General features: G+C 42.8%; 11 protein-coding genes. 6 read left to right on the forward strand and 5 right to left on the reverse strand.

The window, feature by feature from the left end:
* Positions 1-156 precede the first annotated feature (156 nt).
* From SMUL_RS03695 to recR, 6 genes are all read left to right on the forward strand, one after another.
* Positions 157-369: a DUF4492 domain-containing protein gene (locus SMUL_RS03695; RefSeq protein WP_038532977.1), complete on the forward strand. Its 213-nt coding sequence runs from the start codon at positions 157-159 to the stop codon at positions 367-369.
* Positions 366-1,895 carry a cytochrome ubiquinol oxidase subunit I gene (locus SMUL_RS03700; protein ID WP_025343918.1) on the forward strand — a complete coding sequence of 510 codons (1,530 nt, stop codon included), beginning with the start codon at positions 366-368 and terminating at the stop codon, positions 1,893-1,895. Before SMUL_RS03695 ends, SMUL_RS03700 begins: the two co-directional genes overlap by 4 nt.
* Positions 1,895-3,028 (forward strand): cytochrome d ubiquinol oxidase subunit II, encoded by a 1,134-nt coding sequence (locus tag SMUL_RS03705; protein WP_025343919.1) that lies wholly within the window; start codon positions 1,895-1,897, stop codon positions 3,026-3,028. The genes SMUL_RS03700 and SMUL_RS03705 overlap by 1 nt, the downstream gene beginning before the upstream one ends.
* A gap of 207 nt (positions 3,029-3,235) precedes the next feature.
* The gene (locus SMUL_RS03710; protein WP_025343920.1) at positions 3,236-3,907 is read left to right on the forward strand and encodes a response regulator transcription factor; all 672 of its coding nucleotides are present in this window, start codon (positions 3,236-3,238) and stop codon (positions 3,905-3,907) included.
* Positions 3,904-5,151 carry an ArsS family sensor histidine kinase gene (locus SMUL_RS03715; protein WP_084613069.1) on the forward strand — a complete coding sequence of 416 codons (1,248 nt, stop codon included), beginning with the start codon at positions 3,904-3,906 and terminating at the stop codon, positions 5,149-5,151. The genes SMUL_RS03710 and SMUL_RS03715 overlap by 4 nt, the downstream gene beginning before the upstream one ends.
* Positions 5,148-5,717 (forward strand): recombination mediator RecR, encoded by a 570-nt coding sequence (gene recR / locus SMUL_RS03720; protein ID WP_025343922.1) that lies wholly within the window; start codon positions 5,148-5,150, stop codon positions 5,715-5,717. Before SMUL_RS03715 ends, recR begins: the two co-directional genes overlap by 4 nt.
* 3 nt (positions 5,718-5,720) lie before the next feature.
* Here recR and SMUL_RS16480 read toward each other — a convergent pair whose 3' ends face one another.
* The 5 genes from SMUL_RS16480 to SMUL_RS03745 form a co-directional block, all read right to left on the reverse strand.
* Entirely contained in the window at positions 5,721-7,541 is a 1,821-nt protein-coding gene (locus SMUL_RS16480) for a sensor domain-containing diguanylate cyclase (protein ID WP_025343923.1), read from the reverse strand.
* A gap of 145 nt (positions 7,542-7,686) precedes the next feature.
* Complete coding sequence (locus SMUL_RS17630) at positions 7,687-9,501, reverse strand: methyl-accepting chemotaxis protein (RefSeq protein WP_025343924.1); 1,815 nt, start codon at positions 9,499-9,501, stop codon at positions 7,687-7,689.
* A gap of 199 nt (positions 9,502-9,700) precedes the next feature.
* Positions 9,701-11,341 carry a fatty acid--CoA ligase gene (locus SMUL_RS03735; RefSeq protein WP_025343925.1) on the reverse strand — a complete coding sequence of 547 codons (1,641 nt, stop codon included), beginning with the start codon at positions 11,339-11,341 and terminating at the stop codon, positions 9,701-9,703.
* A 20-nt stretch (positions 11,342-11,361) separates the two neighbouring features.
* On the reverse strand, positions 11,362-12,153 hold the full coding sequence (locus SMUL_RS03740) for a shikimate dehydrogenase (protein ID WP_025343926.1): 792 nt from the start codon (positions 12,151-12,153) through the stop codon (positions 11,362-11,364).
* Positions 12,154-12,161: 8 nt separating this feature from the next.
* Positions 12,162-13,574 carry an anthranilate synthase component I family protein gene (locus tag SMUL_RS03745; protein ID WP_025343927.1) on the reverse strand — a complete coding sequence of 471 codons (1,413 nt, stop codon included), beginning with the start codon at positions 13,572-13,574 and terminating at the stop codon, positions 12,162-12,164.
* Position 13,575: the final 1 nt, after the last annotated feature.

The following is a 13,575-nucleotide window of genomic DNA, read 5'->3' on the forward strand; positions in this document are numbered from 1 at the left end:
TAATCATTTACATGTAAGATACAAGAGCAATCATGCGCTCTTGTATCACTATGGCTTTCTTCTCTCTTTGTCTCTGCTTTTTATAAGCACTCCATTTATAAAATATTAACTAATAAAAATTATAATTCAATAAAATAAATAATCAGGAAAAAACAGATGAATTTTCGATTTTGGATAGCTCTCTATAAAGAGGGTTTTAGCCATTTAGGGGTTGGAAAAACATTGTGGAAAGTGATTTTTATTAAGCTTTTGGTGATGATAGTTCTCTTCAAAGGACTCTTCTTCAACGAAACCCTGCATACGCTCTTTGATGACGAAACGCAAAAAAGTGAGTATGTATTAGATAATTTAACAAAGGATCTCAAGTGAATGAACTCGCTTCGGTGGATTGGAGTAGGGCGCAATTTGCGCTGACCGCCATCTACCATTTTTTATTTGTTCCCTTAACATTGGGACTCAGTTTTTTAGTGGCAATTATGGAGACACTTTATGTCAAAACGGGTGATCTTGAGTGGAAAAAAGCAACCAAGTTTTGGATGACGCTTTTTGCCATAAACTTTGCCATCGGCGTTGCCACAGGGCTCATTATGGAGTTTGAATTTGGTACCAACTGGGCGAATTATTCGTGGTTTGTCGGTGACATCTTTGGCGCACCACTTGCGGTGGAAGGCATTTTAGCCTTTTTTATGGAATCCACCTTTTTTGCGGTCATGTTTTTTGGTTGGAACAAAGTCAGCAAAGGCTTTCACCTGCTCTCCACATGGTTGGTTGCCCTTGGCTCAAACCTCTCTGCCTTTTGGATTTTAGTGGCGAACGGTTGGATGCAATATCCTGTTGGCATGGTGTTTAATCCAGACAGTGCGCGCAACGAGATGGCAAACTTTTTTGATGTTTTGCTCTCACCTGTGGCAATTGCAAAGTTTCTGCATACAGTTGCAAGTGGCTATGTGATCGGGTCCTTGTTTGTTGTAGGCATCTCTGCATGGTTTTTACTTAAAAAACGCGATCTTCATTTTGCCAAACGGAGTATGCTTGTGGGAGCTTCCTTTGGTCTACTCACCTCCATTTTTTTAACCCTTAGCGGTGATGAGAGTGCCTATCAGGTTGCACAACATCAACCGGTTAAGCTTGCAGCGATGGAAGGGATTTATAAAGGAGAACATCGTGCCGGTCTTATTGCGTTTGCCGTTTTAAATCCTGATAAAAAAATAGGCGATGATCTGCACCCGTTTATTGGTGATATTGAGATACCGTATCTTCTCTCGTTTCTAGGATACCGCAACATTGAGGCGTTTGTGCCAGGGTTAGATGATTTGGTGTATGGCAATCCCTCTAAAGGTGTTATATCGGCAAGCGAGCGTATTGAAAGTGGCAAAATAGCCCTGGGTGCGCTTAAGAGCTATCGTGAAGCGAAAAAAGAGGGTAATGCGGCTTTAATGCAAGAATCCCACACGCTTTTAACGACGCATATGCCCAACTTTGGCTATGGTTATTTGGACAAACCTGAGCAGATCGTGCCTCCCATTGCCCTAACATTTTATACGTTCCATCTGATGGTCAGTCTTGGGATGTGGTTTTTAGCACTGTTTATCATTGTGCTTTTTCTCTTAATGAAGCGTGAGATAATGCGTTATAAACCTGTTTTGTATGCAGCGCTTTGGAGCATTCCTTTGGGTTACATTGCCGCTGAATGCGGTTGGATTGTGGCGGAGGTTGGCAGACAGCCGTGGGCGATTCAAGACTTGATGCCCGTGCACATTGCTGCAACGAACTTAGGTAGCGGGAATGTGATGATCTCATTTACCCTGTTTGCCATACTTTTTACCCTTTTGTTGATTGCTGAAATTAAGATTATGTTGAAGCAAATCGCAATCGGCCCTGATGGAGGTCACTGATGTTTGAACTACTCTCCTTGCTTCAATTGCAACAGTTGTGGTGGATTATTGTAAGCCTTTTAGGAGGCGTTTTTGCGTTTTTGCTGTTTGTGCAAGGGGGTCAAACTTTGCTGTTTTCCCTTCCTGCCAATGAAACAGAAAAAACGATGTTGGTCAACTCTTTGGGGCGAAAATGGGAGCTTGGCTTTACCACATTGGTTCTGTTTGGTGGTGCTTTATTTGCCGCATTTCCTCTGTTTTACGCAACCAGTTTTGGGGGTGCGTATTGGGTCTGGCTTGCCATTTTGTTCTGTTTTATCATCCAAGCGGTCAGTTACGAGTACCGCAAAAGGCCGGATAATTTTTTAGGAACGAAAACGTACGAACGCTTTTTGTACCTCAATGGAAGCTTAGGTGTTTTACTCTTAGGCATTGCCATCAGCACCTTTTTTAGCGGGGCCCAGTTTCATCTCGATGAGAATCGCTTTGTCTTTTGGGATAACCCTTTGCGGGGGTTAGAAGCGCTATGGAATCCGTTTAATTATCTTTTAGCGTTCACGCTTTTCTTTCTTTCACGCATTGGTGCGGGGCTTTATTTTATCAATAATATTGACCATGACGCTTTACATGTAAAGATCAAAACGATGCTGAGATCACACACATTGCTCTTCTTACTCTTCTTTGTAAGCTTTATGGGTTGGATTCTCACCAAAGAGGGATTTGCCTATGATCCTCTCACCAAAGCGGTGATGATCGTGCCGTATCACTATCTCAACAATTTTGCCCAAATGCCTTGGGTGTTAGCGCTTTTTGGTCTGGGAGTGTGTTTGGTCGTTTTTGGCGTGTCGCGCGCCCTTTTTAGTACCAGTAAAACAAGTATTAAGCCTTTTGGTGTGGGCGTTATTTTTACGGTGACGGCACTGTTTCTCACGGTTGGACTGAACTATACCGTTTTTTACCCCTCTTTGAGCGATTTGCAAAGTTCATTGCACATTGAAAATGCGAGTGGAAGCTTCTACACACTGACCACGATGAGTTATTTGGGGTTAATGATTCCGTTTGTTGTGGCATACATTGCTTACGCGTGGTATGCCATGAATCGTGTGAAAATTACGGAAGCAGAGATGAACGACTCTAGCCAACATCACTATTAGGAGAACAGTATGGATTATACACATTCGCTTTTATGGTTACTATCATGGCCACTGCTGATTGGATTAAGTTATGGATTTATTCGCTTAAATCTCTATATTCTTAAAGATGAGTAAAGGATTTCCCTTTATTCATCTCTCTCTGCTCGTTCTATTAAAGAAAAGAGAGACAAATTCAGTATAATTGTAAAAAAGCTCTAAGGTCATAGAATGATTAATGTTTTGATGATAGAAGATGATGCTGAGTTTGCTGAAATCTTAAGTGAATACCTCGCGAAATACAATATCAAAATCACCAATTATGAAGACCCTTACTTGGGGTTAACGGCGGGCATTAAAAAGTACGATCTGTTGATTTTAGATCTGACGTTGCCTGGGATGGATGGACTCGAAGTCTGTAAAGAGATCGTGGCACAGTACGATATTCCCATCATTATCTCCTCAGCGCGCAGTGACATTAGCGACAAAGTCATTGGGCTTCAAATCGGGGCGGATGATTACTTGCCAAAGCCGTACGATCCTAAAGAGATGTACGCGCGCATTCAAAGTTTAATTCGCCGTTACAAAAAGAGTTCCACACTCGAAGACCAACAAGGATCAAGCCTCTTCTTGGTCGATGAAAAACGCCATGAGATCTCGTTCAAAAATGAAGTCTTAAGTTTAACGCCTGCTGAGTATGAGATTCTTTCGTACATGATCAAGCAAAACGGTTTTTCGATTTCACGTGAACAGCTGGTGTACAACTGCAAATCCCTGAAAGATAAAGGCTCAAAAAGTTTAGATGTCATCATCGGACGATTACGTGCTAAAATTGGCGATGACTCGAAGAGTCCTGAATACATCCACTCGGTTCGAGGGATTGGGTATAAGCTGGTTGGATGATTAAAAACTCGATTCTGAACAAGATCAGCGCGATCTTTTTTCTCTCACTTTTTTTACTGGCGATGTTTTTTGCTCTTTTGTTGGAGCATCAAAGTGACAAAAACTTAGACAATATGAAACAGCGCCAAATTCAATCGGTCAACTACCTTTTAGTGATGTACCGAAACAACGTCGAACCAGGCGATATTGAAGAGTATTTTAATAACTTTGGACTCAAAAAAGTCTCCAGCAAACACCTGCGTGATTCGGTATTGGAGCGCGGGGTGGTCATTTTTCAAAAGCTTTCACCCATTAGTCGTTTCTCCTCCATTGTCTACAATGATCGCTACTATCTTTTCATCGACAATTTCGAATCGAGCGTGCTTTTAGAGAGTCAAGACTACAAAAATTTTAACGAGAGTTTGTGGGTTGTTTTTGTCATAGCGCTTCTGATTTTGCTTTACATGTACATCTCTATTTTTAAAAGCATTGCTCCTTTGAAAACACTCAGTTCTCAAATACGTAAGTTTGCTTCGGGTGATCTTGAGATTGAATGCAAGAGTGAATCCAACGATGAGATCGGTGAAGTTGCCAATGAGTTTGACCGAGCGGTAAAAAAAATCCACGATCTGATTAACTCACGACAACTTTTTTTACGCACCATTATGCACGAGCTTAAAACGCCCATTGGCAAAGGGCGTATTGTCGCGGAGATGTTAGAGGATGAAACGGCTAAAAAGCGCTTGATTGGGGTTTTTGGAAGGCTGGATCTGCTCATTTCTGAGTTTTCAAAAATCGAGCAGATCACCTCGAAGCGTTACGATTTGAGTCTGAAAGAGTATTCGCTTTTACATGTAATCGATCAAGCGATTGATCTGTTGATGCTGGATGATAAAAAAAGAGAAGATCAAGTAAAAGTGGAGGGCGATTTTGATTTTAAAGTCACCGTTGATTTTGATTTGATGGCACTTGCGCTTAAAAACCTGATGGACAATGCGATGAAACACAGCCTCAACCACCGTGTTTACGTGAAAAGTGAAGGGCAAAAAGTGATCATTGCGAATGAAGGAGAACCGCTTAAAATGGCGATTGAAGAGTATTTTCAACCCTTTGTTTCGGGTTCAAAAGCGTGCGGAAGTGGGCTGGGCTTGGGACTTTACATCGTTAAAAACATCGTGGCACAGCACGGATTTGAAGTGCTGTATGGCTATGAAGAGGGCTTTCATCACTTTAGTATCGATTTTTCCAAAGAGTGTGCGTTATGATGCGAGGGTTAGAGAAGTTCAATAAACTGGTTGAGGCATTTGAAAAGCTCCCCACTGTTGGTCGAAAATCTGCAGTACGTTTTGCCTACCATTTGGTCTTAAATGACACGTTTTCAGCGATGAAGCTCTCCAATGCGATTGAGAGTGCGATCAAAAGTATTCGCAAATGCGAGCGTTGTGGCGCACTCAGCGAGCATGAGATTTGTGATATTTGTCTCGATGAGAGGCGCGATGCTCAAAAGCTCTGCATTGTGGAGAGTGCGAAAGATATCTTTGTGCTCGAAGAGCATAAACTCTTTGAAGGGCGTTATTTTGTTTTGTGCGACTTGGAAGAGGAGACGCTTGGTAAGCTTGAGCGGATCGTGCATGAAGGGATTACCGAGATGATTTTTGCGCTCACCCCTTCTTTAGCCAATGACGCTTTGATTTTATTTATCGAAGATAAACTCAAAAACCACCCCCTTCAGTTTACCAAGATCGCCCAAGGTGTACCCACAGGCGTTCATTTGGAAAATGTCGATATGCTCTCTCTCTCCAAAGCGTTGGAATCGCGCACCAAAACGTAAACGCTACGCCTCTTCGATTTGGTTGAAGAAGGTGTAACGATTCTTGCCCGCTTGTTTGGCGCAGTACATCGCTTTGTCTGCATCACTGATGAGCTCTTCAGCGTTGCGTGTGTCACGAGGATAGATGCTAATCCCAATGCTCGCCGAGATACAAAGCTCAATTCCATGGATTTCAATGACTTCATTCATCGCTTCTAAGATGCGTTGCACAATGATGTTGCATTCGCTGAGTTCTTCTAAGTTGGTCAAAAGGGCTATAAACTCATCGCCTCCAAGACGCGCGATGGTCTCATTTTTACGCAACAATGAGGCAATGCGTTGTGAAACGGTGATCAGAAGTTCATCCCCAACGCCGTGCCCATACGTATCATTAATCTCTTTAAATCCATCCAAGTCAATGTATAAAACCGCTAAATAGGTGCTGTAACGCTCTGCTTCTGCAATGGCTTGTTTGAGTCTGTCTTGCAGTAAACTGCGGTTTGGAAGGGAGGTGAGTGCATCGTGTTGGGCGAGATGCTCTAACGCTTTTTCATGCTCTTTGATAGTTGAAATATCCGTAAAAAGGGCTACAAAATTTTGAATTTCCCCTTCGCTGTCTTTAATGGCGCTGATGGTTAGCATCTCGGCGTAAATACTGCCATCTTTTCGACGATTCCAAATCTCCCCTTGCCAGTTTCCAAAGGTTGAAATGTTATGCCACATGTGCATGTAAAAAGGCATCTCTTGTCTTCCCGATTTTAGGATGCGAGGGTTACGTCCGAGAATTTCCTCGCGCTGATAGCCTGTAATGCGAACAAACGCATCATTGGCTTCAATAATGGTGCCATACGGATCGGTGATAATAATGCCTTCTCTCGCATGGGTAAAGACATTGGCGGCAAGTTGGAGCTTGGCATCGCTCTTACTCTTCTCAATGGCAAGGGCAATGAACTGAACTTCATCTTCAAGCAGTTTAATCTCACGTGGTGTCAGTGGTTTGTTTTGCAAAGAGCAGATGATCAAAAAACCAAGGGGCTGTTTGGATGCAGAGACAATAGGATTGATCCAGCAGTGTTGGTTTTGCTCATGCAATGCCATCTTTGCATGCCACCAAGGTTCATGATCTAACGCATTCAAAAGATGCGGGGTTGCCTCTAAAGCGAGAAGTTGGGATAAAAAATTTCTATCGCTATGAGCTGCTTGAATCAGCGTCGTGCTTAAACATTGCAGTTCATTGGAGGTTGCCCCTAGGTTGAGTTGATGGTTATTTTCATCCAAAAGAAGAATGTTGCATCCAATGCAGCGGTGATGAATGGATTCGATGTCGCCTACCATTACATGTAAAATAGAAGAGAGCGGTGATGTATGGGTAATCATCTGTAAAATGTGTTTATGGTGGATTTCGTATTGTTGTGTATATTTGCGCTCATCAATGTTGGCGATCACACCTACGAGCCCAATTTTGGCCCCTTTAGCATCGTAAAAAGGTTTGCCTGTCAGGCGTCCCCAAAAGATGCTGCCATCTTCTTTGTAGTAGATACACTCTAAATCCACAGAGTCTATTTTGTTCGTAAGGAGCGCTATCATCTTTTGCCTGCCAAGCTCTCGCTCTAGTGGGTGAATGAGCTCGACATACTCTTTTCCAATCAGTGTTTCAAGTGGGTACAAAAACATCTCTTGCATGCGTTGATTGGCTTGGATGATGTACCCCTTAGGATTGATGAGAAAAATGGCAACACTGGAGGTATCTAAGATTTGTTTAAAAAGAACCTCTTGTTCGTCAAGCGTTTGCGTGACGCTATTGGATGAAAACAGTGTATTGAAAAGTTTAGAAATCAGGCTCATAAAACGCTCTCTTTGAAAAATGTCACGTACAGTTTGACGCGTAGTGTAACATAAAAATTTGGATTATTAAATGGATTTTTGGCTTTTTTGATCTAAAAAATAAGTTGGAAAGATTAATAAAATAAATAAGAAAATAATAAGCTTTTTAAAGCCTTTTTGCCTCCGTTACCATGTGATCGAGGATGGTGAAAAGCTCTTTACTTTTCAGCTCAACTGCTCTGAAATTCTCTAAAATTTTCTCCGCTTCTTCAACACAACTTCCTTTAGCAATGCACGCTAAAGAGGCGCGTACCTTCTCATGGACACTGTGGTGAGGCTCTTCCAAAAGTGGATAACTTGCCACAGAACTAAAGGCTTTTTTGCCATCGCCCATTTCATACCATTTACCTAATCTACACTGATGATGGTCTCCAAATGTGGCTTTCTCATCATTTTTAAAGAGGGTATTATAGGCATTGAGTTTGAAGATAATATGGTCAAGTTTAGCAAGTTCAATGAAAATATCATAGGAGATCAGAAGATTTTCACGGCGAATGGTATCGGCATTGGTTGTAAGCTCTTGTAACCTCTCTTTAAAGCATTCGACCTCCTCAACGGAGCTTTTGACATAGGCTTCCGTGCTTTCACTGCTCTCCACCATCGTTTCGGCGTTTTGTTTCAAAATGTTGATCGTCGCTTCTACTTCGGTGGTCGCTTTTTGCGTACGTTCAGCCAATTTTCGCACTTCATCGGCAACGACGGCAAATCCCCGCCCGTGTTCACCTGCGCGCGCCGCTTCAATCGCCGCATTGAGTGCTAAGAGGTTGGTTTGATCGGAAATATCTTTAATCAGTGCAATGACCTGCGCAATCTCTTGGGTGCTGTGTTTAACGCCATTGGCGTTGGTACGGGTATCATCGATCTTAACAACAATACTCTCCATAGAGGAGATGATTTGATCGGTACTCTGGTGAACATTTTGAACAACGATGGAGGTTTGGTCATTCAGCTCTAAAATGGACTGCAGCGTTCCAATGGTTGTCTGCATCGTAGATTGGATGGCAAGGCTTCCGTGAATTGCCCCTTCACTCATCAGGTCGGTAAGTGAGATCATAAGCTGAGAGCGTTTCATGTGTTGATGAATCTGCTCATGCGCCTCTTTTATCTTCTGTTCTTCTTCTTTGGCAAGGTGAACATTGTGTTCAAATTTATCAAAAAGAAGGTTGAAATTACGAGACGTTTGTGCGATTTCGTCGCTGCTCTCAATGGGTAAACGGCTGGAGAGATCACCTTGTTCGGAGGCTAAAGACGCTGCAATGGATTTGAGGCGGTTGATGTTCTTTAGAATCGTAGTATTAGTAAATCCTAAAATAGCCAGTAAAAGAAAAACGCCTAACAATGCGGTTAGTAAAAGGGTTATAAATCCTGTTTTAAGTGCGCTATCGGCACGTGCCTCATCATTTTGTGCGTGCTGATTGGCGAGAATAACCAGTTGGTCGATATAGCTTCTATGTGTGTCATATGCGGTTTTGAGTTTCCCTAGTACCAACGCTTGGGCTTTGTCAAGATCGTGGGTGTCGATGGCAGGCAGAAACTCTTTTTCGGTGATTTCAAAATAGTTTAATGCGGAGTTTTTGATCTCATTGCGCACCAATTGTTTCATCGTTGGCTCAACATCACTCTCCAACCAGTACCCTTGACGGTCCATAAAATCTTTCTTTAACGCGAGTAATTTTGTTTTAAGTTCGGCAATTTGCGCTCTGTCGCTTGTCAGCATCGCGTACGTAATCAAACGGGTTTCGATGATATACTCAGGTGGAGGAAGAATGTCGGCAAGCAGGTCTTTGGAAAGGATAATTTTGGTGTAGAGATCGCCTTTGATTTGCACGGCGTTGATGGTCACAAAAGAGACCCCAATCACAAGTGCCACGACGAGCACGCTGAGTATAGCTGTAAGGATTAATCGTAGTTTGATGGTCATAGTAGAGCCTTTTATTAAAATTTAAGGCGTTCGAAAGGTTCAAGAGAGTGCGTATGCAATTTATATTCCAATGCGATGATTTATTATAAGATAAATTTACAAAATTTTTTTAAAAATATTATTAGTGTATATGGAATAAGGAGAAAAACTCTTTTGCAGTGCAGGAAAGGAAGCTTACATGTAAACTTCCTTCCTCTTTTTAGTGACTGTATTTCTTACGCAGTTCTCTTTTATCGATTTTCCCAACGCTGGTTTTATCGATGCTTTCGACAAATTTTATTTTTAAGAGCATACTTTCTCGTGCCATAATCCCTTTGTTAATAAATTCCTTAGCGTGCAGCAGCAGCTCTTTATCGCTGAGTGGCTTCGCGGGATCTTTCACGACAAGTGCAAGTGGCCGCTCTCCCCATTTATCATCATTGATACCAATGACGGCAACCTCTTTAACAAAAGGATGACGGTTGATGATGTCTTCAAGCTCCAGCGAAGAGACCCATTCCCCGCCCACTTTGATAATGTCTTTCATGCGATCCGTGATCTTGATATAGCCTTTTTCATCCATGGTGGCGATATCGCCTGTATGCAGATAACCGCCATGCCAGAGAAGTTCAGAGTTTTTTTGATCTTTAAAATAGCCTTGTGTGAGCCACGGAGAGCGCACGACAATTTCACCCGAATGTGCACCATCTTGAGGCAATGATTGCATCGTTTCATCCACCACATGAATCTCCACGAGTGCCATGGAACGTCCCGTTTTAATGCGAATGTCGCTTTGTGCATCATCATCCCTCTCTAACATTTCAGGCGTGAGCTGTGCAATGCTTAAAATGGGACACGTCTCGCTCATGCCGTATCCTGTAAACATATCAATGCCTCTTTTAAGGGCTTCTTGGCACATTGCTTTGGGAAGTGCCGCTCCTCCAATCATGACTTTCCAACCACGTAGATCGACCTCATGGATTTTAGGCGAATTAAAAAGCATGTGCATAATAGTCGGAACGCAATGCGAAAAGGTGACTTTTTCTGTGTCGATCAGCTCCAAAAGCAGGTCGGGAATGTAACGCCCTGGATAGACCTGTTTGACCCCGAGCATCGTCGCAACATAGGGCAATCCCCACGCATGGACATGAAACATCGGCGTGATGGGCATATAAACATCCCCTTGGCGAAAATTGCCTTGATGTGGGGCGCTTCCGAGTGTCGAAAGTGTTCCTAAGGTATGAAGCACTAGTTGGCGATGGGTAAAGTAGACACCTTTGGGAAATCCTGTCGTTCCTGTCGTATAAAACGTCGTCGCACGCGTGTTTTCATCAAAGTCTGGAAACTCAAAAAAATCGGGTTCTTTGTCTAGCAATGCTTCGTATTCACCTTTTACATGTAAAGAGGTGGGTGGCATTTTTTCATCATCGCATAGCACAATAAAATGCTCCACATCCAGCCTTCCTTTGATCTGCTCAAGGACCGGCAAAAAGTCGGTATGGGCTAAGATCACATCATCTTCCGCATGATCAATCGTGTAGAGAATCTGCTCTGGGCTGAGACGAATATTGATCGTGTGTAAAATAGCTCCTAGCATCGGAATCGCAAAATAGCACTCCAAATAACGGTGTGAATCATAATCCATCACCGCTACCGTATCGCCTTTTTTCACACCAAGAGCGCTTAGCATATGGGCGAGTTTATGCACACGTTTTTTAAATGTCGCGTAGGTAAAACGCTTCTCACCGCGATAGACGATTTCTTGGTTTGGATCGAAATAAATCGGAGCGTTGAGAATGTTTTTAATCAAGAGTTGATACTCATGCGCATAAGGGTTTTTCAGGGTATGTTCAAGTTGCATACACTCTCCTTGGGTAAAATTTAGAGATCAAACGCAGGGCGCATCAACGATTCGATCGTTTTAACGTCATAATGTTTGGAGAAGAAAAGGTTAAACGCAAGAACCCCTTGGTACAAAAGCATCTCTTTGCCATCTTTACATGTAAGCTGATGGCTTCGTGCCAGTTCTAAAAAAGGGGTTGGTGTGTTGTAGATCACATCAAAAGCGTATTTGGCGTCTTGAAACAGAGTCTCTAAAAGGGTTTTGTCGCACGGGAATACTTCTTCTTTGAGTCCTGCTGAGGTGGTGTTGATGATGAGGTCATACGCGTTACATGTAAAGGTTTCCCATGTGTTACATGTAAAGCCTTTGGCTTCAAAAAAAGCGAGTCTGGAGGCGGAGCGGTTGAGAATGGTGGTTTCGATTTGGTGTGTTTTTAAAATCATCGCAATCGCTTTTGCCGTTCCTCCTGCTCCTAAAATCAGGGCATTGCGAAGATACCCAAAGCTTTTAATCGCTTCGTAAAAGCCCTGCGCATCTGTGTTGTAGCCGATGACGCGTGCTCCTTCACTGACCAGTGTATTGACCGCGCCAATCTCTTTGGCAAGCCCTCGTACTTCATCGCATTGGGCATACGCTACCTCTTTATGGGGCACCGTGACATTTGCCCCTTGAAGATTCATCGCACGAAAGGTTGCCAGCAATTTTTCAGGCTCTTTAATGGTTTTACGCACATAACAGCCATTGAGGTTTAAGGCGTTCAAAACGGTGTTATGCAGTCTTGGGGAGATCGAATGGGTAACAGGATCGCCAAAAATACTAAAGAGTAACATAGTGGATGCTACTCTTTCAGATCATCAAGTGAGCTGGTCATGGCTCCTAGTTTATTGGTCACTTCGAGGTATTCAAGCTCAGGTTTACTGTCCGCCACAATGCCACCCCCTGCTTGGAAAATGATTTTTTCTTCATCGAGATACGCGGTTCGAATCATAATACAGCTGTCCATATTGCCATCAAATCCAAAATAACCCGCAGCACCACTGTAAAAACTTCGCTTCAACCCTTCAAAATCGCTAATAAGCTCCATTGCACGAATTTTTGGCGTTCCTGTCATTGTTCCTGCTGTAAAGGTTGCGGCAAAAAGATCGAACATATCGTATTTGGCATCGAGCACTGCTTCAATGTCGCTGACCATGTGCATCACGTGAGAATAACGCTCCACGCGCATCATCTCTTTAACTTTCACACTGCCCACATGTGCCACGCGACCAAGATCGTTACGACCAAGATCGATCAGCATCAAATGCTCAGCGCGCTCTTTTTCATCACTCAGCATCTCTTTTTCGTACGCCATATCTTTTTCGTATGTCGATCCACGTTTGCGCGTACCTGCAATCGGACGCAAGGTAATGCGTCCATCTTTTAGCCCAACCATCACTTCAGGTGAACTGCCAATGATCGCAAATTTGGGATAGGAGAGGTAGAACATATACGGCGATGGATTTTTCTGGCGCAAAATACGGTAAAAACTCAAACGATCAATTTTTGCGTATTGTGTAAAACGATTGGACATCAAAATCTGAAAAACATCGCCACTGCGAATCATCTCTTTGGCTTGTGCGACCATCTCGAAAAAGTGCTCTTTGGAAAGTGCAAACGAGCTTTTGCTTTTATCGACAACGGCTGTTTGAATCGGAATGTGAATATGTGGCTCTTTAAGTGTTGATTCAATGGCATCGAGTTGATCGGCAATATTCGGAACAAAGGTGGTTAGGATCAATGTATTGGTTTTATGCGAAAAGGTACAGACCAGTTTTGGGCGCATCAGGTCGATTTCTGGGATGTGAAGCTCATCTTTGAGTTTGTCCATATGTGAGCGTAAACGTGGCTCAAAAATCTTTACAGCATCGTACCCAATGTAGCCGATAAAGCCATCCACAAAACCAATCCCAAGCTCTTTGGCATAGTTTTGGTAGAGCGTTTTATCCAGCTGCGCGTAACGTTTTTTTAAAAATGTAAACGGATTAGCGCCTAAATCGTGTGAAATACCCTCTTCATCGATATGTACCGCTATATCATTTTGATGAATGAGACGTTCACGTGCGCCAATAAAGAGAAAACTAAAATTGCCATCGTTGTTGTTGATGGCACTTTCAAACAAAAAGCAGAGCTCACCTTTAAAATAATCCTGCAATTTTGCAAAGATCGTAATCGGGGTGAGCTGATCGAAAAGAATTTTACGAGAGCTTAGCACC

The organism is Sulfurospirillum multivorans DSM 12446 (assembly GCF_000568815.1).
In the GTDB taxonomy this organism is placed as follows: Bacteria; Campylobacterota; Campylobacteria; order Campylobacterales; family Sulfurospirillaceae; genus Sulfurospirillum; species Sulfurospirillum multivorans.